This is a genomic window from Rhizobium sp. G187 (assembly GCF_051549525.1).
Taxonomy (GTDB): Bacteria; Pseudomonadota; Alphaproteobacteria; order Rhizobiales; family Rhizobiaceae; genus Allorhizobium.
The window spans coordinates 117701-144699 of sequence record NZ_JBPUGM010000002.1 but is presented as its reverse complement, the minus strand read 5'-3'; the positions used below and the strand labels follow the sequence as shown (position 1 = coordinate 144699).

Annotated in this window: 28 protein-coding genes; 14 read left to right on the top strand and 14 right to left on the bottom strand. The window is 60.6% G+C overall.

Annotated features, from left to right (window positions below; all coding sequences use genetic code 11):
* Positions 1 to 428: 428 nt before the first annotated feature.
* The gene (locus ACSV9I_RS05525; RefSeq protein ID WP_438328558.1) at positions 429 to 578 is read right to left on the bottom strand and encodes a hypothetical protein; all 150 of its coding nucleotides are present in this window, start codon (positions 576 to 578) and stop codon (positions 429 to 431) included.
* Between ACSV9I_RS05525 and ACSV9I_RS05520 the strand changes: the two genes are divergently transcribed.
* Complete coding sequence (locus tag ACSV9I_RS05520; protein WP_438328519.1) at positions 550 to 2301, top strand: MFS transporter; 1752 nt, start codon at positions 550 to 552, stop codon at positions 2299 to 2301. The two genes, ACSV9I_RS05525 and ACSV9I_RS05520, sit on opposite strands and share 29 nt — an antisense overlap.
* A 396-nt stretch (positions 2302 to 2697) precedes the next feature.
* On the opposite strand, the gene ACSV9I_RS05515 is transcribed toward ACSV9I_RS05520, so the two are convergent.
* Positions 2698 to 2967 carry a hypothetical protein gene (locus ACSV9I_RS05515; protein WP_438327805.1) on the bottom strand — a complete coding sequence of 90 codons (270 nt, stop codon included), beginning with the start codon at positions 2965 to 2967 and terminating at the stop codon, positions 2698 to 2700.
* Between the two features lie 113 nt (positions 2968 to 3080).
* On the opposite strand from ACSV9I_RS05515, the gene ACSV9I_RS05510 reads away from it, so the two are divergent.
* On the top strand, positions 3081 to 3821 hold the full coding sequence (locus ACSV9I_RS05510) for a metallophosphoesterase family protein (protein ID WP_438327804.1): 741 nt from the start codon (positions 3081 to 3083) through the stop codon (positions 3819 to 3821).
* Positions 3822 to 3825: 4 nt separating this feature from the next.
* Positions 3826 to 5235 (top strand): protein kinase domain-containing protein, encoded by a 1410-nt coding sequence (locus tag ACSV9I_RS05505; protein ID WP_438327803.1) that lies wholly within the window; start codon positions 3826 to 3828, stop codon positions 5233 to 5235.
* Between the two features lie 9 nt (positions 5236 to 5244).
* Here ACSV9I_RS05505 and ACSV9I_RS05500 read toward each other — a convergent pair whose 3' ends face one another.
* A complete protein-coding gene (locus ACSV9I_RS05500) occupies positions 5245 to 5607 on the bottom strand; it encodes a YbaN family protein (RefSeq protein WP_054159293.1) in 363 nt (120 codons plus the stop codon).
* Between the two features lie 169 nt (positions 5608 to 5776).
* On the opposite strand from ACSV9I_RS05500, the gene ACSV9I_RS05495 reads away from it, so the two are divergent.
* The 4 genes from ACSV9I_RS05495 to aguB all read left to right on the top strand — a co-directional run bounded on the left by ACSV9I_RS05495 (position 5777) and on the right by aguB (position 10860).
* Entirely contained in the window at positions 5777 to 7030 is a 1254-nt protein-coding gene (locus tag ACSV9I_RS05495) for an NAD(P)/FAD-dependent oxidoreductase (protein WP_438327802.1), read from the top strand.
* Between the two features lie 281 nt (positions 7031 to 7311).
* Positions 7312 to 8670, top strand: coding sequence for a glutamine synthetase family protein (locus ACSV9I_RS05490; RefSeq protein ID WP_438327801.1), 1359 nt, complete (start codon positions 7312 to 7314; stop codon positions 8668 to 8670).
* 10 nt (positions 8671 to 8680) lie between these two features.
* A complete protein-coding gene (locus ACSV9I_RS05485; RefSeq protein WP_438327800.1) occupies positions 8681 to 9979 on the top strand; it encodes an NAD(P)/FAD-dependent oxidoreductase in 1299 nt (432 codons plus the stop codon).
* An 11-nt stretch (positions 9980 to 9990) separates the two neighbouring features.
* A complete protein-coding gene (aguB, locus tag ACSV9I_RS05480) occupies positions 9991 to 10860 on the top strand; it encodes an N-carbamoylputrescine amidase (RefSeq protein WP_438327799.1) in 870 nt (289 codons plus the stop codon).
* 8 nt (positions 10861 to 10868) lie between these two features.
* On the opposite strand, the gene ACSV9I_RS05475 is transcribed toward aguB, so the two are convergent.
* Complete coding sequence (locus tag ACSV9I_RS05475; RefSeq protein WP_438327798.1) at positions 10869 to 11234, bottom strand: winged helix-turn-helix transcriptional regulator; 366 nt, start codon at positions 11232 to 11234, stop codon at positions 10869 to 10871.
* 173 nt (positions 11235 to 11407) lie between these two features.
* Here ACSV9I_RS05475 and ACSV9I_RS05470 point away from each other — a divergent pair, with 173 nt between their 5' ends.
* Entirely contained in the window at positions 11408 to 12247 is an 840-nt protein-coding gene (locus ACSV9I_RS05470; RefSeq protein ID WP_438327797.1) for an SDR family oxidoreductase, read from the top strand.
* A 3-nt stretch (positions 12248 to 12250) separates the two neighbouring features.
* On the opposite strand, the gene ACSV9I_RS05465 is transcribed toward ACSV9I_RS05470, so the two are convergent.
* Together ACSV9I_RS05465 and rirA are read right to left on the bottom strand one after the other, a co-directional pair.
* Entirely contained in the window at positions 12251 to 12799 is a 549-nt protein-coding gene (locus ACSV9I_RS05465) for a gluconokinase (RefSeq protein ID WP_438327796.1), read from the bottom strand.
* 150 nt (positions 12800 to 12949) lie between these two features.
* Positions 12950 to 13423 carry an iron-responsive transcriptional regulator RirA gene (gene rirA / locus ACSV9I_RS05460; protein ID WP_054160095.1) on the bottom strand — a complete coding sequence of 158 codons (474 nt, stop codon included), beginning with the start codon at positions 13421 to 13423 and terminating at the stop codon, positions 12950 to 12952.
* Positions 13424 to 13643: 220 nt separating this feature from the next.
* Here rirA and ACSV9I_RS05455 point away from each other — a divergent pair, with 220 nt between their 5' ends.
* Positions 13644 to 14642, top strand: a complete 999-nt coding sequence (locus ACSV9I_RS05455; RefSeq protein ID WP_438328518.1) for a Fe(3+) ABC transporter substrate-binding protein — start codon at positions 13644 to 13646, stop codon at positions 14640 to 14642.
* 169 nt (positions 14643 to 14811) lie between these two features.
* Positions 14812 to 15219, top strand: coding sequence for a hypothetical protein (locus ACSV9I_RS05450; RefSeq protein ID WP_156318664.1), 408 nt, complete (start codon positions 14812 to 14814; stop codon positions 15217 to 15219).
* A gap of 119 nt (positions 15220 to 15338) precedes the next feature.
* On the opposite strand, the gene ACSV9I_RS05445 is transcribed toward ACSV9I_RS05450, so the two are convergent.
* From ACSV9I_RS05445 to ACSV9I_RS05435, 3 genes are all read right to left on the bottom strand, one after another.
* Positions 15339 to 16403, bottom strand: coding sequence for a M48 family metallopeptidase (locus tag ACSV9I_RS05445; protein ID WP_438327795.1), 1065 nt, complete (start codon positions 16401 to 16403; stop codon positions 15339 to 15341).
* Entirely contained in the window at positions 16393 to 17448 is a 1056-nt protein-coding gene (locus ACSV9I_RS05440; RefSeq protein ID WP_054160091.1) for a YjgN family protein, read from the bottom strand. Before ACSV9I_RS05440 ends, ACSV9I_RS05445 begins: the two co-directional genes overlap by 11 nt.
* Positions 17449 to 17759: 311 nt before the next feature.
* Positions 17760 to 19256 carry a CoA-acylating methylmalonate-semialdehyde dehydrogenase gene (locus tag ACSV9I_RS05435; RefSeq protein WP_054160090.1) on the bottom strand — a complete coding sequence of 499 codons (1497 nt, stop codon included), beginning with the start codon at positions 19254 to 19256 and terminating at the stop codon, positions 17760 to 17762.
* Positions 19257 to 19359: 103 nt separating this feature from the next.
* Between ACSV9I_RS05435 and ACSV9I_RS05430 the strand changes: the two genes are divergently transcribed.
* Positions 19360 to 20241 (top strand): LysR family transcriptional regulator, encoded by an 882-nt coding sequence (locus ACSV9I_RS05430; RefSeq protein WP_438327794.1) that lies wholly within the window; start codon positions 19360 to 19362, stop codon positions 20239 to 20241.
* A 10-nt stretch (positions 20242 to 20251) separates the two neighbouring features.
* Here ACSV9I_RS05430 and ACSV9I_RS05425 read toward each other — a convergent pair whose 3' ends face one another.
* Genes ACSV9I_RS05425 through ACSV9I_RS05415 form a run of 3 tightly spaced genes read right to left on the bottom strand, consistent with a single transcriptional unit; the run spans position 20252 to position 22136 of the window.
* Complete coding sequence (locus ACSV9I_RS05425) at positions 20252 to 20845, bottom strand: DUF1007 family protein (RefSeq protein ID WP_438327792.1); 594 nt, start codon at positions 20843 to 20845, stop codon at positions 20252 to 20254.
* Positions 20842 to 21549, bottom strand: a complete 708-nt coding sequence (locus tag ACSV9I_RS05420; RefSeq protein WP_438327791.1) for a hypothetical protein — start codon at positions 21547 to 21549, stop codon at positions 20842 to 20844. Before ACSV9I_RS05420 ends, ACSV9I_RS05425 begins: the two co-directional genes overlap by 4 nt.
* A complete protein-coding gene (locus ACSV9I_RS05415; RefSeq protein ID WP_438327789.1) occupies positions 21549 to 22136 on the bottom strand; it encodes a HupE/UreJ family protein in 588 nt (195 codons plus the stop codon). Before ACSV9I_RS05415 ends, ACSV9I_RS05420 begins: the two co-directional genes overlap by 1 nt.
* Positions 22137 to 22294: 158 nt before the next feature.
* Between ACSV9I_RS05415 and ACSV9I_RS05410 the strand changes: the two genes are divergently transcribed.
* From ACSV9I_RS05410 to ACSV9I_RS05400, 3 genes are all read left to right on the top strand, one after another.
* Positions 22295 to 22930: a HupE/UreJ family protein gene (locus ACSV9I_RS05410; RefSeq protein WP_438327787.1), complete on the top strand. Its 636-nt coding sequence runs from the start codon at positions 22295 to 22297 to the stop codon at positions 22928 to 22930.
* 202 nt (positions 22931 to 23132) lie between these two features.
* Positions 23133 to 24230 carry a branched-chain amino acid aminotransferase gene (locus ACSV9I_RS05405; RefSeq protein ID WP_054160084.1) on the top strand — a complete coding sequence of 366 codons (1098 nt, stop codon included), beginning with the start codon at positions 23133 to 23135 and terminating at the stop codon, positions 24228 to 24230.
* A 183-nt stretch (positions 24231 to 24413) separates the two neighbouring features.
* Positions 24414 to 25163: a heparin lyase I family protein gene (locus tag ACSV9I_RS05400; protein ID WP_438327786.1), complete on the top strand. Its 750-nt coding sequence runs from the start codon at positions 24414 to 24416 to the stop codon at positions 25161 to 25163.
* A gap of 32 nt (positions 25164 to 25195) precedes the next feature.
* Here the strand turns inward: ACSV9I_RS05400 and ACSV9I_RS05395 are convergent, their stop codons facing one another.
* Positions 25196 to 26260 (bottom strand): glycosyltransferase, encoded by a 1065-nt coding sequence (locus tag ACSV9I_RS05395; RefSeq protein ID WP_438327785.1) that lies wholly within the window; start codon positions 26258 to 26260, stop codon positions 25196 to 25198.
* Complete coding sequence (locus tag ACSV9I_RS05390; protein ID WP_438327784.1) at positions 26257 to 26991, bottom strand: glycosyltransferase; 735 nt, start codon at positions 26989 to 26991, stop codon at positions 26257 to 26259. Before ACSV9I_RS05390 ends, ACSV9I_RS05395 begins: the two co-directional genes overlap by 4 nt.
* Between the last annotated feature and the right edge of the window lie 8 nt (positions 26992 to 26999).

Here is a 26999-nt window from a genome sequence, read left to right as displayed (position 1 = left end):
GCAGGCAATAAAGCGTCTTCTGTTCAAAGCGGCCGGTCAAGGCTGCAAGCACCTCGTCTGGAGGCGTCAAGATCCGTGGACATGACCGCCAGCGTTTTCTTTCTTCATTTGCCAAAATTTTTATCGAAAAAGCGAAAACGAATCCGATGCAGCTGCCTTCGATGGATTTTCGTTCGAATAACTTCGGCAATCCGAAAGCGCAGGCCCCGGTGTCCAGAGGCAGGCGCTAAGGCCGGCTTGATACCAAAGTCGTCCTGAACCCCGTACTTACCTTGTGTTAAGACTTACCCGGTGCTCGACTAAATCGCAGCGGGAGGAGCAAGCGCGGCGACAACCCTAAGCGAGTATCGGTTGGCGATGGCGGCAGCACGCATTGGCGGACTGCCAGCGCCTATCGAATTTGGGCCTGGGTCATTGGGGCAGCCGTCCTAGGCGTGGCGTCTGCGGATCGGGTTGATCCGAAAATACTGGCCGACCGTGGTGTCGGCGAACAAGGAGGAGGAATACATGGCAACAACAGAGATGAATGTCGGGGCGCGTTCGCGACCCATGACAGGCGAGGAGCGGAAGGTCATCATGGCCTCGTCCGCCGGCACCATTTTCGAATGGTACGATTTTTACCTTTACGGTTCGCTGGCAGCAATCATCGGCGCACAGTTCTTCACGGCGTTCCCGGAGGCCACCCGCAACGTGTTTGCGCTTCTGGCCTTCGCGGCCGGCTTCATCGTCCGTCCCTTCGGCGCGCTCGTCTTCGGCGCCCTGGGTGACATCGTCGGCCGCAAGTATACCTTCCTCATGACCATCCTGATCATGGGCGGCTCGACATTTCTTGTCGGCCTGCTGCCTGGCTACAGCTCCTGGGGGGCTGCCGCGCCGATCATCCTGATCATCCTGCGCATGCTGCAGGGATTGGCACTCGGCGGCGAATATGGTGGGGCTGCGGTCTATGTTGCCGAGCATGCGCCTGCCAACCAGCGCGGCTACTTCACCGCCTTCATCCAGACGACGGCAACGCTTGGGCTTCTGCTCTCGCTGGTCGTGATCCTGTCGGTGCAGAGCTATGTCAACGGCAACTGGGACCCGATGCCGGTTCTCGACGCGGCCGGTGCTGCCGTCATGAACCCCGACGGTACGCCCAAGATGATCAAGGCCTTCGACCTCTGGGGCTGGCGCATTCCGTTCCTCGGCTCGGTCGTGCTTCTGGCGATCTCGCTCTACATCCGCCTGCAGATGAATGAATCCCCGGCCTTCAAGAAGATGAAGGAAGAGGGTGCAGCCTCCAAGGCGCCGCTTCGCGAAGCCTTCGGCACCTGGAAGAACGGCAAGATCGCGCTCATCGCGCTCTTCGGTCTCGTCGCCGGCCAGGCCGTCGTCTGGTACTCGGGTCAGTTCTACGCCCTGTTCTTCCTGCAGAACGTCATCAAGGTCGACAGCTTCACCGCCAACGTTCTGGTGGCCTGGTCGCTGATCCTCGGTACAGGTGGCTTCCTGTTCTTCGGTGCGCTGTCCGACCGTATCGGCCGCAAGCCGATCATCCTCGCAGGCTGCCTGATCGCGGCTCTGACCTATAACTACGTCTTCCCGCTTCTGACCCAGACGGCAAATCCTGCCCTCTATGCCGCCCACCAGACCCCAGTCACCGTGACCGCGTCCCCGACGGATTGCTCGTTCCAGTTCAACCCAACGGGCACGGCCAAATTCACCTCGTCCTGCGACATTGCCAAAGCGACGCTCGCCCGCACCTCGGTGAATTACGAGACCATCGAAGACCCGGCAGCGACTGCCGCCCAGGTCAAGGTCGGCGATACGGTCATTGCCTCCTATGATGCCTCGACGCTGACCGGCGATGCCGTCAAGGCGGTTCCGGCTGCCTTCACCAAGTCCATCAATGATGCATTGACGGCTGCGGGCTATCCGCTGGTTGCCGAAAACAATACGACAGTTGCACGTGCTTCGAACTTCTTCGACATCTTCACCGGCCAGAAGATCATGGTGGTACTCATCCTGACCTATCTGATCATCCTGGTGACGATGGTCTACGGTCCGATCGCCGCCATGCTGGTCGAACTCTATCCGACCCGCATTCGCTACTCCGGCCTGTCGCTGCCCTACCACATCGGCAATGGCTGGTTCGGCGGACTTCTGCCGGCGACCGCCTTCGCGATCTCGGCCCAGACCGGCAACGTCTATGGCGGCCTGTGGTATGCGATCATCATCGCTGGCGCGACCGTGGTCATCGGCGCACTCGTCGTGCCTGGCAACACGCACAAGAAAGACATCTTCGCCGACGACGCGAAGTGATTTTCAGGGCAGGCTGGCCAGGATTTGGCCAGCCTGTCTTTCTCTGTTTATCGCTTGATTGGTTCATTCATCCGCTGTGCCCCGATTTCAGCGTCTCGCCGATATGCGTGCCGGCCCTCGCCCAAGCGCCATGGCAGACAGCATCTTGCCAAGCCGATGCGGCAGCCTATCTCGGCCATTGCGCATTGCGTGCGGCTCACACCCTTCCCCCGATTGCGGACCTCGACCACACCAAGAGGGAAGAAACCCATGACCAAGACGGTCAAGCCACCGCTGAACCACCATGTCGGCGCGCTCGTTCCTGGAAACCGCCAGGAAGGGCAATACGCTTTCCATCGAAGCGGAATGGATCGGGGATCGTTTGCGACCAACCGCTTCCCAATCGTGAATGGCTGGCTATTGGCGAGCCCGGTTCCACAGCGACCAGACACCGAGGTAGACCGCCAGAATGACCGCGTTTGCCACGACACCGGTGGCGATTGCGACGGCGAGAGCCGACGTGCCATTCACCGCATGGGCGCCCGTGGTGAGCGGTATCAGGATGGCAACGAAGACCACGCCGAAGGCGAGCGGCATCAGAAGACCGGTTGCGGTCCGCGTGCGCAGTGCCGTCAGGAAGAGGAAGAAGACCAGGCCGAGGCGGAACGGATCCACGAACTGAGACATCAAGGTTTCCAACATTTTAGCTCCTCCCACTGCGGCGGTTCGCATGGTTCCACAAAGACGGGACAACAGCAAGCGACCGTCATGAGATCCGAGGCAACAGCAGCGAGTGTGTCATGCGTATAGCGATCCTCACCGACATCCACGCCAATCGCGAGGCGCTCGAAAGCGTGCTTGAAGACATTCGGCAGCGGTCTATCGACCGTATTGTTTGTCTGGGCGATATTGTCGGCTACGGGCCGGATCCGGTCTGGTGTGTCGAAACGATGATGCGTCTGGCCGAGAAGGGCGCGGTCGTGGTCAAGGGCAATCATGATCATGCCATCGAAGATGCCGGCGAAGACCTCAACAGTGCCGCCCGGCGCGTCATAGACTGGACGAGGCCGCAGCTTACGCCCGAGCACCATGCCTTCCTGGCAGGCCTGCCGATGATCCATCGCGAGGGTGACCTGTTGTTCGTGCATGCAAGTGCAAATTCGCCTTCGGACTGGATCTATGTGGTGGATGCCGCCCGGGCGCGCGGCAGTTTTGCCGTCTGTGATGCCCGCGCCATCTTCTGCGGCCATCGCCATGTGCCCGATCTGATGAGCTTCGGGCGCGATGGAGAGGTGCATCGGCAACGCTTTGTGACCGGCCATCCACTGCCCCTTCTCAGCTCCCGCCGCTGGCTTGCGGTGGTGGGGTCCGTCGGCCAGCCGCGAGACGGCAATCCAAAAGCCGCCTATGCAATCTTCGATACCCAGAAAAACGAGCTGGAGTTCCTCAGGGTCTCCTATGACGCGGCAAAGACGGCGGCAAAACTGCGGGGGCTGGGTCTGCCGGAAAGCCTTGCCGCACGCTTGATGCAGGGGAGTTAGGATCGTGCTTCGCCCAAAGGAAGGCCTTGTCATCGACGGTTTCACGCTCGGCAGCTGCCTGCACAAGGGCGGCTTTGCGACGATCTGGGAGGTGACGCATTCCGCCCATGCCGAGCCGCTTGTGATGAAGGTGCCGATCATCCTCGACGGTTTCGATGCGCCAACCATTGTCGGCTTCGAGATCGAGCAGATGATCGTGCCGCGTCTGTCGGGATCGCATGTGCCGAAGCTTGTGGCGATCGGCGATTTTTCCTCCATGCCCTATATCGTCACCGAATGGATCCCCGGCGGATCGCTGTATCAGGTGTTCGAGACGGCCCCGCTTGGTCTGGAGCAACTGGTCAAGGTCGCGGCCGGCATGACGGAGGCAGTCGCGGATCTGCATGGCCAGCATGTGATTCATTTCGATCTGAAGCCGGCCAACTTCCTGCGGCGCCAGGACGGGACCTATGTCTGCATCGACTTCGGCCTTGCCCGGCACGAGCACCTGCCGGACTTGCTGGACGAGGAGTTTTCCATCCCGCTCGGCTCCTACCCCTATATGGCGCCCGAGCAATATCTTCGCCAGCGCGACGATCTGCGCTCTGATATCTTCGCGCTCGGTGCAATGATCTATGAGCTTGCCACCGGCCGGCAGCCCTGGGGTGATCCGCGCACGCTTGGCAAGGTGAAGCGGCGGCTGTGGAAGGATCCCGTGCCGCCACGGGCGATCAATCCATCCATTCCCGAATGGCTGCAGGAGGTCATTCTGCGGGCGATCGAGGTCATGCCGAGCCTGCGTTACCAGTCAGCCCGGCAATTGCTGTTCGATCTCAATAATCCGTCACAGATTAAGCTCACCGCGCGCGCGTCGAAAACGGAGCAGGACGGGTTTTCGACGGTATTCCAACGCTGGCGGCGGATGCGCAGCGTTCGGCGGCTGTCGCAGCCGATCGACACCCAGTCCCAGATCGATCAGGCGCCGATCCTGATGGTCGCCGTTGACCTTTCACCCAGCATGGATGCGCTGAACGAGAGACTGCTGCTGGCGGTCCGGCGCATCCTGTCGATCCGCCCGGATGCGCGGCTGTCCTGTGTCAACGTGATCAAGACCGCCCGCATCGGCATCGACCAGGCGACGGATGATGATGGCCAGCATCTGCATGTCCGTCGTCTCGTGGCGCTTCGGGAATGGGGGGCAAGCCTGAACCTGGATGAGGGGCGCATCTCCTGCTCCATCCTCGAAGGCCCAGATCCTGCCGCCGCGATCATTGCCCATGCGCACAAGAACGGTGTTGACCACATCCTGATGGGCGCACGCGGCCATTCGGCGACGCGGCGTTATCTCGGCTCTGTGTCGAGCCAGGTCGTGTCGGAAGCAAATGCAAGCGTCACGGTGATCCGTCTGCCGGTCCGCGACACGAATGACCAGTGACGCCGGCTCTCAAGCACGTGGAAGCGGCCGGGTCAGAACGAAGGCCGCGCAGCTGACGAGGATGACACCGATGACCAGCTTCAGCCAGATCTGCGGCGGACCAACCAGCCAGACGATGGCGTAGCTCACCGCCATCAGCGAAACCGAGGCGATCTTGGCACGTTTCGAGATTGCCCCTTCACGGCGCCAGTCAATCAGCGGCTGGCCATAACGCGGATGCTCGATCAGCCAACGTTCGAAGCGCGGCGAGGAGCGCGCAAAAAGGGCTGCCGCGAGAATCATGAAGGGGGTCGTCGGCAGGAGGGGGAGGAAAACGCCAACGATGCCGACCGCAACAAACAGCCAGGCTGCGGCGAGGGTGAGGATGCGCATCGGATGAATACCTTCAACATGTCGGGAAGTATCAGCGAAATATAAGGCCGCGACGGCAATCGCCTAGGACTGTCAGATTCCGCTGAATGTGGCAATTTTTCGTTTGCACCGCAAAAGGCGGAAATGCATCCTTGTCCGGCAATCCCGCCTTCAGGAAATCTGAGTATCCATGTCCAAGGTCACCCTCGTGCTCGGCGCCGGCATCATCGGCGTCTCCACTGCCATCCATCTCGCCCGTCGCGGTCGCTCGGTGGTTCTGGTGGACCGGCGCGGGGCCGGTGAAGAAACCTCCTTCGGCAATGCTGGCCTGATCCAGCGCGAGGGCGTCGTACCCTACGGCTTCCCGCAGGATTTGAGCATGCTGATCCGCTACGGCTTCAACAACCGGATCGACGCGCATTACCATGCAAGCGCCATTCTGAAATTGGTCCCCTTCCTCTCACGCTACTGGTGGCATTCCAACAAGAGCCGGCACCAGGTGATCGCGCGCGCCTATGCGCCGCTGATCGAAAATTCGATCACCGAACACCAGGATCTCATCCAGGCGGCCAAGGCCGAGAACCTGATCCGTAAGGATGGCTGGATGGAGATTTTCCGCACCAAGGCCAAGCAGGATGCGGAACTCGCCGAGGCGGCGCGTCTCGCCCGCGAATACGGCGTCAGCTACCGGGCGCTGAGCCGCGAGGATCTTGCTCGGGAAGAGCCGCATATCCGCGGCGATTTCGTCGGCGGTCTGAAGTGGAACGATCCTTGGTCGGTCACCGATCCGCACGGCCTGACCAAGGCCTATCTCACCTACTTCCAGTCGCTCGGTGGACGCTTCGTCAAGGGCGATGCCACCTCGCTGGAAACAGGCGCATCCGGCAAGGGCTGGCGCGTGAAGACCGATGACGGCATGGTCGAGGCGGGTGAGGTGGTGCTGGCGCTTGGACCGTGGTCCGAAGAAGTGACCCGCAAGCTCGGTTATCGCTTCCTGCTTGGCGTCAAGCGCGGCTACCACATGCATTACGCGCCAGAAGGCAATGCGGTCCTCAACAACTGGACAATGGATGCCGAGCGGGGTTATTTCCTCGCGCCGATGGTCAAGGGTATCCGGCTGACAACGGGTGCGGAATTCGCCAATCGCGATGCGCCGAAGTCGCCGGTTCAGCTCGCCCGCGCTGAGGCCGTGGCGCGGGAAATCTTCCCGCTTGCCGAACGGCTGGATGCCGAACCCTGGATGGGCGCCCGCCCCTGCACGCCGGACATGATGCCTGTGATCGGCAAGGCGCCACGCCATGAAGGCATGTGGTTCGCCTTCGGACACGCCCATCACGGCCTGACACTCGGTCCGGTCACCGGCCGCCTGATTGCCGAGATGATGGATGGGGAAAAGACCTTCATCGATGCAAAGGCCTGGAGCCCGGAACGGTTCAAGCCCTGAGCGTCGTCGGCACCTGAAACCGGCATCTCGTCGCGGGGCTAGGCATCCGCGACGAGGGATGGTAAGACTGGCGAAATAATTTGATCAAATGTTTCCAGACGGAAACAGGCCGGACAAAAGTTCGCATCGCAGCATGCGGCCGGTCGAGGGGATCTCAAAAAGACGGACAGTGGCATGCGCCGGTGTTTGATCCACAATGCGAAAAGCGTCTATCGTTAGCGGATAATCCGCTTGCGCCTTCGCGCGTTGAACCCTGATCGACATCAGCCAGACGGTGATCCATGAACATGGCCGAAGAGGCCCGCGAATTCTTCGCGGCAAATCCCGATATTGAAGTTCTTGAAGCCTTCGTCATCGACGTGAACGGCGTGCCACGCGGCAAGTGGATACCGCGCGAGCGGGCGATCGACGTCCTGACCAAGGGCATGGCCATGCCGCGCTCGGTCTATGCGCTCGACGTCTGGGGGCGCGACGTGAATGCTGCCGGTCTTGCCGAAGGTACGGGCGACCCTGACGGTATCTGCTTTCCGGTGCCCGGCACGCTGTCACGCGTGACATGGCTTGGACGCCCGACAGCGCAGGTGCTGCTACAGATGCAGACAACTGATGGCGAAAGCTTTTATGCCGATCCACGTCAGGTCCTGGCCAATGTGATGACGCGCTATGCCGCCGCCAAGCTGACGCCTGTTGTTGCCACCGAACTGGAATTCTACTTGATCGACCCGGTGCGCTCCGCACTTGATCCGGTTCGCCCGCCCAATACGCGTGACGGGCGCTGGCATACGGGCCAGACACAGGTGTTGTCGATTTCCGAGCTGCAGGATTTCGAGGAGGTGTTCCACGGCATCTCCACGGCTGCACGCGCCCAGAAGGTGCCGGCCGACACGACGCTGCGGGAAAACGGTCCCGGCCAGTACGAGATCAACCTCAATCACGTGCCGGATGCGCTGGCAGCGGCCGACTATGCCGTCCTCCTGAAGCGCATCGTCAAGGGCGTGGCACGCGCCAATGATCTCGATGCCACCTTCATGGCAAAACCCTATGGCATGCAGGCAGGCAGCGGCATGCATGTGCATTTCTCGATCCTCGATGAGAATGGCCAGAATATCTATGTCGGCGAGGACGGCCCCTCCGAGGCGTTGTATCACTCGGTCGGCGGTCTCCTGGAAAACATGGGCGAGAGCATGGCGATCTTTGCCCCGCATCAGAATTCCTATCGTCGCCTGCGCCCGTCCGAACACGCACCGACCTATGCCTCCTGGGGTATCGACAACCGGTCTGCGGCCGTGCGCGTGATCACGGCCTCGAAGCCTGCGACCCGCATCGAGCACCGCGTTGCCGGCTCCGATACCAATCCCTATCTGGTGCTGGCGATGATCCTGTCGGCAGCACTGGCCGGCATGAAAGAGAAGCTCTCCCCCGGCGGCGCGATCTCCGGTGACGAGCATGCGGTCAATCACGAACCGCTGCCGACCAACTGGGACTATTCGTTGCAGCGTTTCGCCAAGTCGAGTTTTGCCTATGCAGCGCTTGGCCCGAAATATCGCAGCCTCTACAGCGCCTGCAAATATCAGGAACTCTCGGAATTCTCGCTGCGCGTAACAGACGTCGAATACGACGCCTATATCCGAACCGTTTGAGGTGATGAGCATGGACAAGTCGATCGGACCCAATCCCGGCCATGCGGCCACCTATTACGCGGCATCCGCCCGCGACAAGCGCGTGCGCCCCTCGCTCGACGGCCAACACACCGCCGATGTCTGCGTCATCGGTGCCGGCTTTACCGGCATTTCGGCGGCGTTGCAGCTCGCTGAGAACGGCTATTCGGTGATCGTGCTCGAAGCGGACCGGATCGGCTATGGCGCCTCGGGCCGCAATGGCGGCCAGATCGTCAACGGCTATAGCCGCGACCTTGAGACGATTGCCAAACGCTACGGCCCTGATCGTGCTGCCCGGCTTGGCGAGATGTCGCTGGAAGGCGGCCGGATCATTCGCGAGCGGATCGCCAAATACGGCATCGAATGCGATCTCGTCGATGGTGGCTTCTTTGCTGCCTTCACCGAGAAGCAGGTCAAGGAAATGGCGGAGGTCCGGGCGCACTGGATGACCCATGGCCATGACGGGCTGGAGATGGTGTCCAAGGCTGAAGTTGCGAAATATGCGAAGACAGACCGCTATGTCGGCGGCATGATCGATCGCCACGGTGGGCATATCCATCCGCTCGATCTTGTGCTCGGCGAGGCAGCCGCTGCGGAAAGCCTCGGCGCAAAGATCTTTGAGAAATCCAAGGTCGTGCATCTCGACACCGGCCCGCAGCCCTTCGTCTGCACCGAAGGCGGGATCGTGCGCGCCAAGCATATCCTCGTCTGCGGCAATGCCTATATGGCCGGCATTGCACCAAAGGTGACCGAGAAGATGATGCCGGTCTCCAGCCAAGTCATGGCGACCGAGGTGCTGGATGCCGAGCTGATCGAGGAATTGCTGCCAGCCAATTACTGCGTCGAGGACGCCAATTACGTGCTCGACTACTACCGCCGCACCGCCGACAACCGCCTGCTTTATGGCGGCGGCATCGGCTATGGCGGGCAGGACCCGGCGGATCTCACCGGCGTCATCCGCCCGAACATGCTGAAGACCTTCCCGCAGCTGAAGGGCGTGAAGATCGACTATGCCTGGAGCGGCAATTTCGCGCTGACGCTGACCCGCATTCCGCATATGGGCAAGCTCTCCGACACCGTCTACTTCTCGCATGGCGACAGTGGCCATGGTGTCACGACCACGCATCTGCTCGGCAAGATCCTCGGGGAGGCCGTGCATGGCCAGATGAGCCGCTTTGACGTCTGGTCGTCGCTGCAGGCCTATCCCTTCCCCGGCGGCCGCATGTTCCGCGTGCCGCTCACGGCACTCGGCGCCTGGTATTACGGGTTGCGCGACAAACTCGGCGTTTGAGGAGAGAGACCATGACCCGCATCGTCACTGTCGCTGCGACCCAGATGGCCTGCAGCTGGGACCTGGCCGACAACATTGCGCGCGCCGAAAAACTGGTGCGCGAGGCGGCAGCCAAGGGCGCGCAGATCGTGCTGATCCAGGAACTGTTCGAGACGCCCTATTTCTGCCAGGACCAGATCGCCGAATTCTTCGATCTCGCCAAACCGGCACATGACAGCGCCCTGATCGACCATTTCGCCAAGCTGGCGGAAGAACTCGACGTCGTCATCCCGGTCAGCTTCTTCGAAAAGGCAGGGCAAAGCTTCTTCAACAGCATCGCCATCATCGATGCCGGCGGCGAAGTGCTTGGCATCTACCGCAAGAGCCATATTCCTGACGGTCCGGGCTATACAGAGAAGTATTATTTCTCGCCGGGGGATACCGGTTTCGCGGTCTGGGAAACCAAATTCGCGACCATCGGCGTCGGCATCTGCTGGGACCAGTGGTTCCCGGAAGCGGCACGCGCCATGGCACTGCAGGGGGCGGAACTGCTGTTCTATCCGACCGCTATCGGCTCTGAACCCCAGGACCCGACAATCGACAGTGCCGCCCATTGGCAGCGCGTCATGCAGGGACATGCGGCTGCCAATCTGATGCCGGTGATCGCCTCCAACCGGATCGGCACCGAAGAGGGGCGCAAGGGGACCTCACTCACCTTCTACGGCTCATCCTTCATCTGTGACCAGACAGGCGCGATGGTGGAAACGGCAGACCGTGTGAGCGAGACCGTGCTGACGGCCGCCTTCGATCTCGACGGAATTGCCCGGCAGCGGGCGAGCTGGGGCCTGTTCCGCGACCGGCGTCCGGAGCTTTATGCTCCGCTGATGGGATATGAAGGCTAGTCTGACTTTTACGCGCTCCGGGCGTCATACGCCTGCTGGGCGGCGAGAACCGTATCCATGTGCTTTTCCGCCCAATGGGCGAGCAGGTTGACCGTCTCGGTCAGCGTTCGTCCGAGCGGGGTCAGCGCATATTCTACCGTGACCGGAACTGTCGGAAACACGGTGCGTGAAATCAGCCCGTCGCGTTCCAGCTTCTTCAGGGTCTGGGACAGGACCTTTTGCGAAATGCCGGTAATATCCCGTCGCAGGTGATTGAAACGCACCGGCTCGCCATCCAGCCGGTCGAGGATCAACAGCGCCCATTTGTCGCCCAGACGGTCGAGCACCAGCCGTGTCGGGCAATTCTCCTGATAGACGTCATAGGCAAACTGCATATTCGTTGCTCCTGCGGCACTCTTGCGTTTCCCGGTGATTTCCGGCCGGTTTCCTCGGCGAAACCATGTGACCTGAAAGTGCCTTCTTTTCAGATTTCCATAAGCGCGTATATATCATTTCGTAAGCTGGTTTCCAAATGAAACCTACATTCAACGAATTGAAGGACGGCAAGATGTCGAAGAAGATCCTCGTATTGGGCGCCACTGGCAATGTGGGCAGCCATCTCGTCAAGGCGCTCGTGGCACGCGGAGAAACGGTCAAGGCCGCCACGCGTTCGGGCAAGGCGGTCAACGGCGCAGAAGGCGTGGCCTTCGATTTTGCCGATCCAGCAGGCCTCGCCGCTGCCTTCGACGGCGTCGATCGCGCGTATATCATGCTGCCGGGTGGCAGCGTTGCGGTGAAGGAACTGCTCCTGCCGGTCGTTGAAGCCGCGATTGCCCGCAAGGTGAAGATCGTGTTCCAGAGCGTCTTCGGCGTCGATGCCGATGACAGCATCCCCTATCGTCAGATCGAATTGCAGATCGAAAAGTCGGGTGTGCCTTACGTGATCCTGCGTCCGAACTGGTTCTCGGACAATTTCCACACGTTCTGGAAGGCAGGCCTGGCGCATGGCCAGATCGCAGTTCCAGCGGGCGACGGCAAGTCGAGCTTCATCGATGCCCGTGACATCGCCGAAAGTGCTGCTGCCGCGCTGACCTCGAGCCAATTCGACGGCAAGGCATTCAACCTCACGGGTCCGGAAGCGCTCGGGTATGCCGAGGCCGCCACGATCCTGTCCGGCGTCATCGGCAAGCCTGTGACCTACAATGCCATCAGCGACGAAGCTTTCATCGGCATCCTGACGGGCGTTGGCGTCCCGGCGGACTATGCCGGCTTCCTCGCCTCGATCTTCCATCCGGTGCGCGAAGGCTGGACGGCTGCGGTGAGCCCGGATGTGGCCACACTGACAGGCAAGGCGCCGCGCTCCGTCGCCACCTATGCCAGCGACTACGCAGCCGCCCTCAAGGCCTGAGGCTTAGCCCTCATCCCTTTCAATCCCGTGTCCGAGGCCTGCCATGGCCTCGGATATGATCGCATTGAGATCCTGATCGATCGACACCGTAATGACGCCGGGTTCACCCGTCGGCACTTCCAGCGTCGCAAGCTGGCTGTCGAGCAAGGCAAGCGGCATGAAATGACCGGTCCTTGCGCCCATGCGCCGATTGAGCAAATCGCGCGATCCCTCGAGATAGACGAAGACGAGGCGCCCGCCGGTCGCGGCGCGTAGGTGATCTCGGTAGATCTTCTTCAGCGCCGAGCAGGACACGACGATGCCCTGCCCTTTCGCGAGAGCCTGCGCCATCGTCTCCCCGATTACCGTGAGCCAGGGCCAGCGGTCTTCATCTGTCAGCGGGGTGCCTTTGGCCATCTTGTCGACATTCGCCTGCGGATGCAGAGCGTCCCCTTCGACGAAATCAAGTTCCAGCGATTGGGCAATTCCTGCCCCGACAGAGGTCTTGCCGCAACCGCTTACACCCATCACAACGACGGCAATCGCAGGTCTGGCAGTCAAGTCGATCGGCATGGTCTTTCTCTCCGTCATATCCAGCGAGCGGCGCGACCATAGAGGGCATCAGAGGAATTGCAATCTGCTGGCCACGCTGCACTGGGGCGGCTCCAATAAAAAACCCGCCAGATTGGCGGGTTTTCGAATTGGCAATTGTCACGCCGACGATCAGGCAGCGGGTGCCCGCATCGGACGGGGAGAGAGATCATCAATGCCAAGCAGGAAGTTGATCTGCGGGCGAGCCTTGACCAGATCGTCAATCGTGTAACCCGTCAAAACATCGAAGAAGGCGTTCAATGCCTTGCGCAGCGCTGAGTTAAGGCCGCAGCTGTCAATGAGAGGACAGTCAACATCACCATCGTCCTCAAAGCATTCCGCCATGGCAAAACTATCTTCGGTCACACGGACAACATCGAACAGCGTGATCTTGTCGGCGGCCCGACCAAGGCGTACGCCACCGTTGCGACCACGCACGGTTTCAACCAGACCGGCCTTATTCAACGGCTGCAAAATCTTGAACAGGAAGAGTTCCGATACGCCGTAAGCCTTGGCGATTTCCGGAATTCGGCTCAACTGCTCGTCATTGGCGGCGCAGTACATCAACATGCGCACGGCGTAATTTGTCTGCTTTGTCAAACGCATGCACGATTCCTCTGTTTTCTTGCCTACTTATATAGCCGCTTTTCTAGTTTTGAACAATTCCAAAAAACTCAAGTTCACATTTGAACTCTGCGTGAACAAACCGGAGTGCGATTGACAGCTTATCCGGATTCATGAATATGCGCCTCAAGTAATATCAGAAGGGAGGCCCTTGACCATGTCCACGACCCGTTTCACCACATTCGCCCTTGCCGCCGCCTCCATGCTCGCCGTCACGGTTGGCACGGCGCATGCCGAAGGCGAAGTAAACATCTATTCCTATCGCCAGCCTGAACTCATTCAACCGCTGATGGATGCCTTCACCAAGGAAACCGGCATCAAGACGAATGTTCTGTTCCTCGACAAGGGTCTGGTCGAGCGCATCGCCGCAGAAGGCGCGAATTCGCCAGCTGACGTGATCCTGACGATCGATATCGCCCGTCTCACCGAAGCCAAGGATGGCGGCGTGACGCAGGCACTCGACGATGCCGACATCAACGCTCAGATTCCGGCACAGTACCGCGATCCCGAAGGCAACTGGTTTGGTCTGACGACGCGTGGCCGCGTTCTCTACGCTTCCAAGGAGCGCGTGTCGGAAGATGCCATCACCTATGAGGAACTGGCCGACCCGAAGTGGAAGGGTCGCATCTGCATGCGTGATGCCCAGCACTCCTACAATATCGGCCTGTTCGCCTCGATGGTCGCCCATCATGGCGCCGAATACACCGAGAAGTGGCTTGCCGGCCTGAAGCAGAACCTCGTCAAGAAGCCTGACGGCAACGACCGCGCTCAGGCCAAGGCAATCTTCTCCGGCGAATGCGATCTCGGTCTCGCCAACACCTACTATCTCGGCCTGATGATGACGAACGAGAAGGAGCCGGAAGAAAAGGAATGGGCCGGTGCCGTCAAGGTGCTCTTCCCCAACGCCGCCGATCGCGGCACGCATGTCAACATTTCCGGCATGGCGCTCGCCAAGAATGCGCCGAACAAGGACAATGCGGTCAAGCTGATGGAATTCCTCGCCTCCGACGAAGCGCAGACCATCTATGCAGAGCAGGTCTTCGAATATCCTGTTGGGCCGAATGCCAAGGCCTCGGCTATCGTTGCCGGCTTCGGCGCGATCAAGCCGGACACCCTGCCGCTCGCTGATATCGCCGCCAACCGCAAAACGGCGTCCGAACTGGTGGACAAGGTCGGCCTCAACGACGGCCCGACGCAGTAAGCCGCAGGCATTGCTTGCACGATGGGAAAGGGGCAGCTTCGGCTGCTCCTTTTTTTGTCGGAACGGCCTCTGTGACCGACGACAATCATCGGCATGGCCGATGTCAAGCCGTCGTTGACCGGGTTTGCCGCAGTGATAGCGTGCCGGCGTTTCGATGATGGAGACCCGCGTGCGCCGTTTCATCTTGCTTCTTGCTTTTTCGGCCAGCCTTACAGCGCCCTCTCCCACTTTGGCCAATCCGGGCCTTGAAGGAACATATCAGGGCTTCATCTGGTCTGGCGGCAGCAATACCAGGGGCACCACGTCGTTGACGGTCCGGCCCGATGGCGCGATCAGCGGCAGCTACATTTTCGAGGATATGGGAAGCGCGATCGAGGGTACGCTGACGGATTGTGCCTTCACGGCTCCGATCCTCCGCTGCACCTGGAACGATGCATATGGCAGCGGCGGACTTGTGCTGCGCTTTACCGGGGATTTCTGGGCCTTCGAAGGCAGCTGGCACGATGGAGGTCTGACAAAGGCTGAAGAGCGTCCAGACAATGGGTATCGCTGGACCGGCGCCAAGACCGGCACATAGGCAGTCAATGGCGGTCAATGGTGGCCAATCACCATATTCTTCATGCAAACGAGGCGATGACCTTCACGTCATCGCCTCGCAAGACCTTGGAATTTCAGGCAGCCGGGGCTACTGAGGCCTCATTGTGCCGGGAAGCCCAATTCCAGCGCATGGGCTTCGATCGCCTGCTTGCGTTCAGCCGTTGGCGGATGGGTGGAGAGCATTGAGCCCTCATCGCCGTCGAGGCCCAATTCCTTTTCCAGCTTTTCGAAGAAGCGGCCGACAGCGCGCGGATCACGCCCTGCCTTGGCCATGAGTTCCACCGAAATCCGGTCCGCCTCGTTCTCGGCTCCGCGCGAATGCGACATCGTCATGAGGGCGGCACCGCCGGTCAGAACATCCTCGGCCGCCGTGCCAATATCACCGGCGATCAGCATGATCAGGCCAGTCATCCCAGCTGCGCGGTACATCTGACGCAGCGAATGCTTTTGCTCGACATGACCGATCTCATGGGCAAGCACACCCAGGATCATGTCCATGTCGCTGCCGGCCAGTGCGATCAGCTCGTCGGTTATGACCAGATTGCCGTCGGGAAGCGCGAAGGCATTTGGCCCGATGAGGCCACCGCTTCGGAAGTTCAGGGTATAGGCGTCGCGCCCCTTTACGGAGACATCCGCCACCTGATGGAAGGCGTCAAGAATCTCTTTCTGACGTGCCTCTGGAAGTTCGGTCTCCTCGAAGACGGCCTTATCCAGTGTGGTGAGAGCACCCGAGGCCATCCATTCGGTGGCCGCCGGTGGCGTCACCAGCACCGCTACCTCGACCATGGCGGGAAGCGCATAGCGATAGATGCCGCCTGCCAGGAGGAAGACGGCGATAACGAAGGCAATGAGACGCGGATGGAAGGCTTCCAGCTTGTGGACGAATCCAGTGCTGCGATGGCGGCTCAGCCAACCGTCGAGAGCTGCATTGTCGTCCGTCTCGAACATCGAACCGTCGGGAAAGGTAATCCGGCGCGGCACGCGGCCGATGCGATCGGAGATATCCAGACGCGAAAGATCGCCGACCGTAACCGGATCGGCGACCTCTCCTTCGAGCCTGACATAGAGCGTCTTGCCCTCGGCCAGGATCTCGGCCCCGGAACTCCTGCTGGCACCCGGAGGGTGCCAGCGTCCAAGGGCAATACGCTTGTCGTCAGAAGCCAAAGTCGAATCCTTCGATATCGAGATATTCCGCCGTCACGGCCGAGCCGGACGCTTCGATCGAGGCTATCACATCGGAGAACTGACCATCGACGATAATTCCCGTGTGCTCAACAGCGTAACGCGTTTCGCGCACGGCAGCCCAAGGCCGCATCAGGCCGAAACTGATCATCGAGACGAGGAAGTTCGAGATGATGATCCAGAAGTAGCGCAGGCGGCCCATATCCGACATCAGGCGATGGCGGCCGTCGAAGATTGTGGAGCTCAGGGCCACATTGCGCACGCCGACGCGGTAGAAGATGGTGCCGATGGCAAACAGGACGAAGAACGGGATCATCACACCATAGACCGCCATGATGATCTGCACCTCATCCATGGTACCGTCCTCGAACGAGGCGAAGCTGGCAAGACCAACCAGACCGGCAATGGCGACGCCGACCAGGCCCAGCACAAATGCCGGGATCCACACGCGGTAGAGAGCGCCGATCTGGGGATCGCTTTCCAGAGCGCGGTCGCCATAGCGAATGTTGTTGAAGACGTAGCGATAGAGCCAGCGGCTGGCAAAGGGCGCCAGAATACCGAGCGAGAAGGTGGCCACGAGGCTGCCGACGATGATGGCGAAGAAGGCGCCGCCGACCTTGCCGACAAAGTCAAAGCGGATGTTGCGATAGCTGGTAACGCGGGCGTTGAAGCGCAGGCTGCGCATGACGATCCACGGCAGCGCAAACAGCATCAGCAAACCGAGGAGGATGCCTGCAATCGGGTAGAACTGCAGCATGATGTTGTAGGCGGCGAGATAACCGATGACGATACCGCGACCGATCAGGATTTGCAGACCCTTGGCATGGTAGTCGAAGGAGTGACCATCAAAGAAGGTGTTGCCGTAGAAATAGCGATTGCGACGGACCTTGGCCCAGGCCGAATAAATGCCGAGCGTGACGATCGTCAGCAGGATGTTAACAATCCAGATACCGAAATACTCTTTTGCGTTGCCGCGGAATTCACCACGGTGCAGTACGCCCGTCGGTGCTGTTGCTGCTTGCAGCATGAGACAAACCTCTCTTCTGATCACAAATAAAGTGCCACCATCTCCCCAGATGGCGGCAGCTAGGCCTTATGATCACGAGGCATATCCGATCTCAAGTGATTTGCGACACGCACAGCATCACAGCTGAAGAAATACTTAACGGCCAAGAGAAAAGGCGGGGTTTTACCCCCACCTTTCCAAGGATACCTGATGCGCGTTGTGCATATCACTACGTCATCGGCATGACGAATGCGGCACCGTCCTTGATGCCCGTCCGACGCCCGCAGCAAGCGAAGAGCCGCGGGGACGTCGAGACAAGCAATCCTCCGGCATCACTTCATCGTCGGCATGACGAACTCGGCACCGTCCTTGATGCCGGACGGCCAACGCGAGGTGACCGTCTTGGTGCGGGTCCAGAACTTGATCGAGTCCGTACCATGCTGGTTGAGATCGCCGAAGGAGGAGGCCTTCCAGCCACCGAAAGAGTGGTAAGCGAGCGGAACCGGGATCGGCACGTTGATTCCGACCATGCCGATGTTGATGCGGCTGGCAAAGTCACGGGCAGCGTCACCGTCTCGGGTGTAGATCGCGACGCCATTGCCGTATTCGTGCTTCATCGGCAGGTCGAGGGCTTCCTCATAGGTCTTGGCACGCACGACCGACAGGACCGGGCCGAAGATTTCGGTCTTGTAGATATCCATGTCAGGGGTGACGTTGTCGAACAGGCAGCCGCCGACGAAGTAACCGTTTTCGTAGCCCTGAAGCTTGAAATCGCGGCCATCGACCACGAGCTTGGCGCCGGCTTCAACCCCACTGTCAATCAGGCCCTTGATGCGCGCCTGGGCTTCCTTGGTGATGACAGGGCCAAGATCGGCCTTGTCATCGGTATAAGGACCGATGCGCAAGGATTCGACCATCGGGGTCAGCTTTTCGATCAGGCGGTTTGCCGTCTCTTCGCCAACCGGAACAGCAACAGAGATTGCCATGCAACGCTCGCCGGCCGAGCCGTAGCCAGCGCCCATGAGCGCCTGGGCGGCCTGGTCGAGATCGGCGTCGGGCATGATGATCATGTGGTTCTTGGCGCCACCGAAGCACTGGGCGCGCTTGCCGTTCATGGCGGCCGTTCCGTAGACGTAGCGGGCAATCGGGGTCGAGCCGACGAAGGAGACGGCGGAGATATCCGGGTGCGTCAGGAGGCCATCAACCGCCGACTTGTCGCCGTTGACGACGTTGAGGATGCCGGCCGGGAGACCTGCCTCGATCATCAGTTCGGCAAGGCGGATCGGAACAGACGGGTCGCGTTCCGACGGCTTCAGGATGAAAGCATTGCCGCAGGCAATCGCCGGGGCAAACATCCACATCGGGATCATGGCCGGGAAGTTGAATGGTGTGATGCCGGCGCCGATGCCAACCGGCTGGCGGATCGAGTACATGTCGATGTTGGGGCCAGCACCTTCGGTGAACTCGCTCTTCGACAGATGCGGGATGCCGATGACGAATTCGCAGACTTCCAGGCCGCGGACGATATCGCCCTTCGCGTCCTCGATGGTCTTGCCGTGTTCGCGCGACAGCGTCTCGGCGAGGCTGTCCATATTCTCGTTCAGCAGAGCGACGAACTTCATGAAGACGCGGGCGCGGCGCTGTGGGTTCGTGGCAGCCCACTTGGCCTGGGCGGCCTTGGCGTTCTCGACAGCAGCGTTCAGCTCTTCGGCGCTGGCCAGCGAAACTTCGCCCTGCACTTCGCCGGTTGCCGGATTGTAGATGCCCTGCTTGCGACCCGAAGTGCCGGCGACATGCTTGCCGCCGATGAAATGACCGACCTGATACATGGGTTTCCTCCTGGATTGTTATGGAGGCAGTATGCGCTTTGATTTGCACAAATCAACGCGATCATTTACGCATCTGTTGTGCAGAATTTGAAGTGGCAGTGGCATGAACTGGGATGACGTTCGCATCTTTCTCGCCGTGGCGCGCACGGGCCAGATCCTGGCGGCCTCCAGACGTCTGGGCCTCAATCACGCCACGCTTTCGCGCCGGCTGACATCGCTGGAAACGGCGCTCAAGACAAGGCTCTTCATCCGTCGGACAAATGGCTGCGAACTCACGGCTGAGGGCGAGGCCTTTCTCTTTTCGGCCGAGCGCATGGAAACCGAAATGCTGGAGGTGCAGGCGCGGCTCGGGCGGACCGATACGCAAGTTGCCGGCACCGTGCGCATTGGCGCGCCGGATGGGTTCGGCGTGTTTTTCCTGGCAGCCCGGCTCGGCGCGCTCATCGAGAAACATCCGGAACTGAAAATCCAGCTTGTGCCCGTGCCGCGCTCGTTTTCGCTTTCCCAACGCGAGGCGGACATTGCGGTTACGCTGGAGCGGCCGGACCAGGGCCGGCTCGTCTCGTCGAAGCTGGTCGACTACACGCTCGGTCTCTACGCCTCGCGCGACTATGTCGGGAAATACGGCCTTCCACAGACAGCTGAGGAACTGAAGAGCCATCGCCGGGTGGGCTACGTGGAAGACCTGATCTTCACGCCCTCGCTCAATTTCACCGGTGAAGTCATGCGCGACTGGAATGCCGGCTTCGAGATTTCGTCGGCGATTGGCCAGACCGAAGCTGTCCTGGCCGGGGCCGGGATCGGGATCCTGCACAGCTACATCGCTCGCCAGCATGATGCCCTGGTTCGGGTCATGCCGGACATAACTCTGCGCCGCGCCTACTGGACGACTTTCCACGAAAGCGCACGCGAACTGGTGCGTGTCCGTGCAGTCGTGCAGTTCCTGCAGGATGCGGTGGAAGGCGAGCGCGGGATGTTTGGCTGATCTGATGGTGTCAGCGGCAGGTGAGCGTGACGACGTCCGGCACCACGAGACCGCCGAAATAGGCTTCCTCCGCCCGGCGCGCGACGGTTGCTGCACAGCCAGCGGCCTCACCGCGCAGAACCACCGGCAATTGCGGGTCCAACCGGAAAGCGAGCGCGAGATCCCGGTCGCGCAGGAGGATGTCGACACCCTTGCCGCTCATTTCGACAGGCTCTGGAAACCGATAGGCGAGTGTGAGGCGAAGGGCCCCATCGGCGTAATCAAGCCGGCTGAAGGAGATGTCCGGCAGAGCGATCGCTTGCGCTTCACGTTTGACTTCCGTGAAAGCGGACATTCTCTTCAATCGCTCCAGCATGACCTGCTTGAGGTCCTCGGTTTCGGATATCGAAAGCTGACCATCGGCATCGTGATCGGCCTGGATGAAAAGCCGACGGCTGGTGCCTGTGTCGAAGCCCATCAACGTCGCGAAACCTGTCAAACGCCCTCCGTCCAGGTCGAGCAGTATCCGACTGGCGACTGACACATCAGGATGCGCAGAAGACGCGCCAGCGCCAGCCAGAAAACTCACGATGGTCAGGGCAATAAGCCCCATGCGGTTGATCATCGAAACGCCTCCGGCGGCGGCAAGCCGTCAAAACCCGGAAAAGCGCCCTCGACCGGCAGGCGCGCCAGTGTCGGCGGCATGAGGTCGCGATCCTTGCCGGCCAGATAGGCTCCGCCGTAGAGGAGAGCCACCGCAATCATCCAGCTGGCGACAATCCGCGAAGCGGTGATCGCAGGCACAGCCCGAAACTGCGCGGCCGGGACCGCTATGCAAACAACCAGCAGTGCCTGCAGGGTGAATGCCGACGGCAGGTACAAGGGTGCGAAAAGAGCCGGATCGCCAAGCCAAGTGGCAAGCGCGCTTGCACCGCCAATCACGGGCGCCACCAGGATAAACACGGGCGGCCTGTATCGCGGCGGCAGAACAAGCGCCATGCCGGCCAGGGCGCTGGCAATCGGGCCAGTCAGGAAGAGGTGTGAGGCGGCACCGGGCAACGGCGATAGCAAGAGGTAAAACGCCTCGCGAAACGTGATGCCCACTAGCCCGCCAACGGCCAGCATGAGGCATGCAGCCAGGCGAACGCGGTTCGATACTTGACCAAAGAGCAGACCGAGCCCGACCAGAGGCAGGATATGCTCGACCGTCAGAATAGCCGCGAAGGCCGAGCTGCCATCGGAAAGACCAGGCCCGATCCAATAGGCAATGAGCCCACTGACAAGCGCGAGTGGCAGGAATAGCCAGAGCCTGCGCCAGACACCCGCCATCAGGAGACGAGAAAATAGATGCCGCCGAGACCGATGACACCCCCCAGGGCGCGCGCGAGCTGGCCCTTCTGAACCTTCAGGAAACCCAGGCCGACAGCTATGCCGGCAAGATGGATGAGACCCGTGGCAACGACGAAACCGAAAGCATAATCGGCAGGATCTGTGGCATTCGGCAATTCGGCACCATGCGCATAGCCATGGAAAATCGCGAAGACGCCGATCACCACCAAGGCCAACCATTCCGGCGGACGCCACAGAAGGGCAATCGCGAGGCCAAGGACGACAATGGAGAGCGCGATGCCGCTTTCAACCGCTGGCAGCGGAACACCGGCAATGCCCAAGACGCCGCCCGCGACCATGATCAGCGGGAAGGCAATCGGCATGCTCCACACAGAGCGCCCACCCATTTGCGCACCCCAAACACCAACGCAGAACATGGCCAGCATGTGATCCAGGCCCGACAACGGATGTTCGAAGCCGTGCAGAAAACCACCGCCCTCGCCCGTGAGCAAATGCGCTTCCGCGACGGAGGGTATCAAAAGGATCAGGGCCAAAGCCCAAACATGCGAGATTTTAAACGGTGACACCGTGCGTGTTCTCCTCAGGATGCATCCGCCAGCCTAGGGATGGCGAAGGATGCCCCGCCGAGTCTATATCCGAATCGGGCGAAACTGTAGACGAATTACGCTCCCTCTCGCCTGCCTGTCGACAGATGAGCGTCACGAGATCACGAAAGAGACATTGCATGAGGATGACAGCACACACCCTATTGCCGCCCGCCGCACTGCGCATTTCGATACCGGCCCTCGTCGCAATCGGCAGCCTGTGCCTTCCCTCGATCGCCGAGGCGCATGTGATGGACGGTCCGCTAGGCGGCTTCGGTTCTGGTTTCGGCCATCCACTCGCCGGCTTCGACCACCTGCTTGCGATGCTGGCGGTGGGGCTCTGGGGCGCGCAGATGGGCGGTCGATCGGTCTGGACACTGCCGGCGACCTTTCCGCTGATCATGTGCCTCGGCGGCGTTCTGGGCATGCTCGGCGTGCTGCCCGCCGGCCCCGTTCAGGCGGGGATCGCCCTGTCAGTCTTTGTGCTCGGGGCCGTCATTGCTTTGGAATGGAAAGCCCCGGACTGGATTGCGTTGGCGCTCATCTCCGTCTTCGCCATCCTGCACGGCATTCCGCATGGCGTATTGGCGCCACGCGCCGTCGATCCGGCCGCCTTCACCGTCGGCTTCGTCGTTTCGACGGGCGTGATTCATGTTATCGGGATCGCCATTGGTGCCGTGCTGAAGCCGATCGCTCAGGGTCGACTGATCCAGGCACTCGGGGCGGCCATTGCGCTTGCCGGGGTCTGGTTTATCGCTCGCCTGATCATCGCATGAACCGCCCGTGACCGCTGGCTGGGTTTGTGGCTAACCGATCCGCGACATCCCCTGCCCATCAAGGCATTTTGCTGCAATGCGGCGTCATGGTTTCGGTTGACAAACGCCTGCGGAACCGCACAAACCACGGCACAGACAGACCTCGACGCGCTGCGGCGAGGCCACCCAATCGACATGCGACCATTTCAGACACAGGCTCCTCATGACCAGCACATCCGCAATGCTCGACTTCCAGATCGTTCCGAATACCGCGCCCATGGCCGAAGCCGACCGGCTGAAGGCGTTTGAAAACCTCGGCTTCGGCACCCTGTTTACCGACCACATGGCGGTGGTGCGCTGGCATGTCGATACCGGCTGGCACGATGCGGAGATCAGCGCGCGCAAACCGTTCCAGGTCGACCCGGCGGCAAGCGTCCTGCATTATGCCCAGGAAATCTTCGAGGGCATGAAGGCCTACAAGGGCGCAGATGGCCGCATCACCCTGTTCCGCCCGGAAGAAAATGCCCGACGATTCAACCGCTCGGCCGAGCGCATGGCGATGCCGGAGGTGCCGGAAGAGCTGTTCCTCAAGGCTGTCGAGGAACTGGTCAAGATCGACGCCAAGTGGGTGCCGGAAGGCGAAGGCAGCCTTTATCTGCGCCCCTTCATGTTCGCCAGCGAAGCCTTTCTCGGTGTGCGCCCGTCGCGCGAATACATTTTCTGCGTCATCGCCTCGCCGGTCGGCCCCTATTTCAAGGGCGGAAGCAAGCCGGTAACCCTCTGGGTCAGTGAGCACTACACGCGCGCCGCACCGGGCGGCACGGGCGCTGCGAAGTGCGGCGGCAACTACGCAGCCAGCCTTCTCGCCCAGAAGGAAGCATCGAGCCGCGGTTGCGACCAGGTCGTTTTCCTTGATGCTGCCGAACACAAGTGGATCGAAGAACTGGGCGGCATGAATGTGTTTTTCGTCATGGATGACAACAGCGTCGTCACGCCGCCGCTCTCCGGCACGATCCTGCCCGGTATCACGCGCAACTCGATCATCAAGCTTGCCACCGACAACGGATTGAATGTGATCGAACGTCCCTACTCGTTCGAAGAGTGGATGGCCGATGCCAAGAGCGGCAAGCTGCGCGAGGCCTTTGCCTGCGGTACGGCTGCTGTAGTCGCAGCGATCGGTACGGTACGCCATCCCGAGGGTGAGTTCGTCATCGGCAATGCCGGCACCGGCTTCGAGACGGAAAAACTGCGCAACCAGCTGACCGGAATCCAGCGTGGAAGCGTTGCAGACCCTTACAACTGGGTAAAGACGGTCGCCTGAACTCCGGCTTTTCGCAGGGTCTGCGATTAACCAGCATTCGCGTCAGTGACGCTCCACCCCCGAAGGTGGATTGCGTCCTGCCCGTGTCCGGCCTAATGTGAGCGCAACCAAATATGCTGTTATTCAAAACGGCATTGCCTTCACAGGGCCGGAACACCCGGCATAGGACGCGAAAGGGGGATCATGGGCGCGCTGCACTGGAACGCTCTCATCCTTTATGGCGTGGTCGGTTTTGTCGGCCTGACGGTCGCATCCCTGCCGATCGGCAGCTACACGCCCGACTTCCTCATTGAAGCCGGCACCCCGCCCGAGACCGTAGAAGTCCAGCAGTCGGGCATTTTCAAATTCAGCGTCGACAAGAATGATTGCGGCGCGCGCGCCGGCTTCAACGATTGCGATCATGATCGGGAGCGCGCAGAGCGCACGTCACTCGAAGACAAGATGCCACTCTCGGCGCAACCGCCTCGCGGCATGCACTACCGGGCCAAGATCTTCTTTCCGCAGAATTTCTCAGCACCGCGCGGCGGCATGGGTGTCACCGTGTTCCAGATCAAGGTGCCGGGCTCTTTTCCGGCGCTCGACCTGTTCCTGCGCGATAGCGCGGACCTGCGCCTGAAGATGGATCACAGCTTCAAACTTGGTCAGTGGGATGGCGCACAATCGAAAAGCCGCCAGCCAGTGATCATACCGGCCCAGCAGCTGAGGGGCCGCTGGCACGATATTGATATTCAGGCCTATTGGTCGGACACATCAAAGGGCCGCGTGACCGTTGAGATCGACGGGCGCCAAGTGTTTTCCTATCGCGGTCCGAATGTGATCGAGGGAGACGCCGTTTACGTTAAACACGGCGTCTATCGATGGGATGTCGGCAAGGATCCCGAGCGCGGCAACACCGAAGTCCATTTCAAGGACGTCACAGTGGATCCGGCATGAGAGGCGCCCCGGGCTGACGGGACGTCGCCCGATCAGGCCTGGAACAACAGTTTGCCTTCCAAAGGACCCAACCTGCCTCGACGAAGGAGGTGAAGGCCATAGCCGCAGGCGAATGCGGTGAGGCACACGGCAAAGACCGGACCGAAAAACAGCGCCTCTGGCAGTCGTGATCGCCAGGCATTCAAGGCACCGAAGCCGAGCAGCGCAATAAGAGCGACGCCCACTGCAAGAAGCGGGGAGGCAAACATCAGCAGCAATCCCGAAATCAGAGCGAGCATGGATGCTTGAGCCTGGACCAGACGCCTGCGGCCAAAATCCGAGCGCGGATAGACACGCCGGAACTGGGCGGCAGCCCAGCCAGTGCGCAGATACTCCCGGGCAAAGTCCTGAAGCGTATTGCGATTGGTATGCTCGACAAGAAAGTCGGGATGGCAATCAATCTCAACGCCGCGCTCAATCAGGAGACGGACGGTGGAATAGTCTTCGTAGGACACGCGGAAACTTTCCGGGAAACCGCCTGCCCTCTCCAAAAGCTCTGCCGTGGCCCGGGTGAACATCAGCGCCCCGGTTACAGGCCAGCTGTCGCCCTCGTTCTCGTTTTCGAGCGACAGGAGATACCCCTGCGTGCCAAAATCGGGATTCTTGCGCACCAGCGCATGATCGGCATAGCGGGCGAGAAAATTCGACCAGGGGTCACGACGCTGCGCCGTATCGCGGTAGTGTCCGGCGAGCGCTCCGAAATAATCGGGATCGGCAAGACGGACCCAGCGCGTAATGCAATCGATCGCAGATTGCGTGGGAGACACCTTGCGATCCGTCATCAGGACGAAATCAGGAGCATGGTGAGCCAGCGCACATTTCAGGCCAAGGCTTCGCCGCGCATTGGCGTCCCTGCCGATCCAGCTTGCCGGCCGGTGGAAGGGGACGCAATCGCAGTAGCGCTGCAAGGTCGGCGAGACCGCCTCACCCTCCTGCCCGCCCACCAAGACGATCGAAATATCTGCGATGGCCTCGAGCGCCAGCCAGCGCTCGAGATTGCGTTCCAGGGCCTGATCGATTGAGAAGGTCGGAACGATGATCGCTATGCGTCGCCTCACGCCAGCATCCTTGCAGCGCAACGCAACTCCCACAGGATGCGGAAGGACGTGCGCAGCGACAGTTTCGATTCACCCGCAAGGCGCGGGGCGATCGAAAAGCCGACCTCACTATATTTCAGCTCGGCACGCCGATCCGCCAGATTGTGTGTGAGGATCAGGAAACCTGCCTTCCAGCCACCGTGCGAAGTTGACGGCAAGGTCACGGCAGATTTGTCGACAGCAAAGAAGCCGGACAATGGGTCTGTACAGCAGATATACTTGCCGAGCGTGCCGATCAGGAAACGATTGATCGTGCGGGATGCCACGCGACGGATAGCGTGGGACAAGCCTGCATCTCCATTGATGTGAATATAACGACTCGCGAAGACAACGGAACTGCTGGAGAGCTGCTGCGCGAGATTGACCAGCATGTCCGTCGGATGCTGTCCGTCTCCGTCCATGACGACGACACGGGCATTCGCCGAAACACGAAGGCCGAAGAGAATGGCTCCGGTCAAACCGTCCCGCTCGCCGGGACTGCGATGGACAAGGTTCAGGTCGATGCGCTTCTCGCCCATCAATGCCTGGCGCGCCGCGTCTATCGTCGACAGATCGTCGGAGTCGTCGACAAGGACGATCTCGTGCCGACCGGCCGAGGTGCAGGGGATTGAGGACAACGTGCTGACCACGGATGCGAGGACATCACGAATAGCAAGGGATTCATTTCGGGTAACGATGACAACGCTTAACATGCAAATAG

Bases quoted from the DNA above. Each gene is read 5' to 3' on its own strand.
- ACSV9I_RS05515 (WP_438327805.1), bottom strand. From the start codon at position 2,967: ATGTCTCAGTTCGTGGATCCGTTCCGCCTCGGCCTGGTCTTCTTCCTC.
- ACSV9I_RS05405 (WP_054160084.1), top strand. From the start codon at position 23,133: ATGACCAGCACATCCGCAATGCTCGACTTCCAGATCGTTCCGAATACC.
- ACSV9I_RS05435 (WP_054160090.1), bottom strand. From the start codon at position 19,256: ATGTATCAGGTCGGTCATTTCATCGGCGGCAAGCATGTCGCCGGCACT.
- ACSV9I_RS05510 (WP_438327804.1), top strand. From the start codon at position 3,081: ATGCGTATAGCGATCCTCACCGACATCCACGCCAATCGCGAGGCGCTC.
- ACSV9I_RS05500 (WP_054159293.1), bottom strand. From the start codon at position 5,607: ATGCGCATCCTCACCCTCGCCGCAGCCTGGCTGTTTGTTGCGGTCGGC.
- ACSV9I_RS05420 (WP_438327791.1), bottom strand. From the start codon at position 21,549: ATGGCGGGTGTCTGGCGCAGGCTCTGGCTATTCCTGCCACTCGCGCTT.
- ACSV9I_RS05430 (WP_438327794.1), top strand. From the start codon at position 19,360: ATGAACTGGGATGACGTTCGCATCTTTCTCGCCGTGGCGCGCACGGGC.
- ACSV9I_RS05490 (WP_438327801.1), top strand. From the start codon at position 7,312: ATGAACATGGCCGAAGAGGCCCGCGAATTCTTCGCGGCAAATCCCGAT.
- ACSV9I_RS05425 (WP_438327792.1), bottom strand. From the start codon at position 20,845: ATGATCAACCGCATGGGGCTTATTGCCCTGACCATCGTGAGTTTTCTG.
- ACSV9I_RS05485 (WP_438327800.1), top strand. From the start codon at position 8,681: ATGGACAAGTCGATCGGACCCAATCCCGGCCATGCGGCCACCTATTAC.
- ACSV9I_RS05390 (WP_438327784.1), bottom strand. From the start codon at position 26,991: ATGTTAAGCGTTGTCATCGTTACCCGAAATGAATCCCTTGCTATTCGT.
- ACSV9I_RS05455 (WP_438328518.1), top strand. From the start codon at position 13,644: ATGCTCGCCGTCACGGTTGGCACGGCGCATGCCGAAGGCGAAGTAAAC.
- ACSV9I_RS05465 (WP_438327796.1), bottom strand. From the start codon at position 12,799: ATGCCGATCGACTTGACTGCCAGACCTGCGATTGCCGTCGTTGTGATG.
- ACSV9I_RS05470 (WP_438327797.1), top strand. From the start codon at position 11,408: ATGTCGAAGAAGATCCTCGTATTGGGCGCCACTGGCAATGTGGGCAGC.
- aguB (WP_438327799.1), top strand. From the start codon at position 9,991: ATGACCCGCATCGTCACTGTCGCTGCGACCCAGATGGCCTGCAGCTGG.
- ACSV9I_RS05410 (WP_438327787.1), top strand. From the start codon at position 22,295: ATGAGGATGACAGCACACACCCTATTGCCGCCCGCCGCACTGCGCATT.
- ACSV9I_RS05520 (WP_438328519.1), top strand. From the start codon at position 550: ATGACAGGCGAGGAGCGGAAGGTCATCATGGCCTCGTCCGCCGGCACC.
- ACSV9I_RS05475 (WP_438327798.1), bottom strand. From the start codon at position 11,234: ATGCAGTTTGCCTATGACGTCTATCAGGAGAATTGCCCGACACGGCTG.
- ACSV9I_RS05525 (WP_438328558.1), bottom strand. From the start codon at position 578: ATGATGACCTTCCGCTCCTCGCCTGTCATGGGTCGCGAACGCGCCCCG.
- rirA (WP_054160095.1), bottom strand. From the start codon at position 13,423: ATGCGTTTGACAAAGCAGACAAATTACGCCGTGCGCATGTTGATGTAC.
- ACSV9I_RS05495 (WP_438327802.1), top strand. From the start codon at position 5,777: ATGTCCAAGGTCACCCTCGTGCTCGGCGCCGGCATCATCGGCGTCTCC.
- ACSV9I_RS05400 (WP_438327786.1), top strand. From the start codon at position 24,414: ATGGGCGCGCTGCACTGGAACGCTCTCATCCTTTATGGCGTGGTCGGT.
- ACSV9I_RS05440 (WP_054160091.1), bottom strand. From the start codon at position 17,448: ATGCTGCAAGCAGCAACAGCACCGACGGGCGTACTGCACCGTGGTGAA.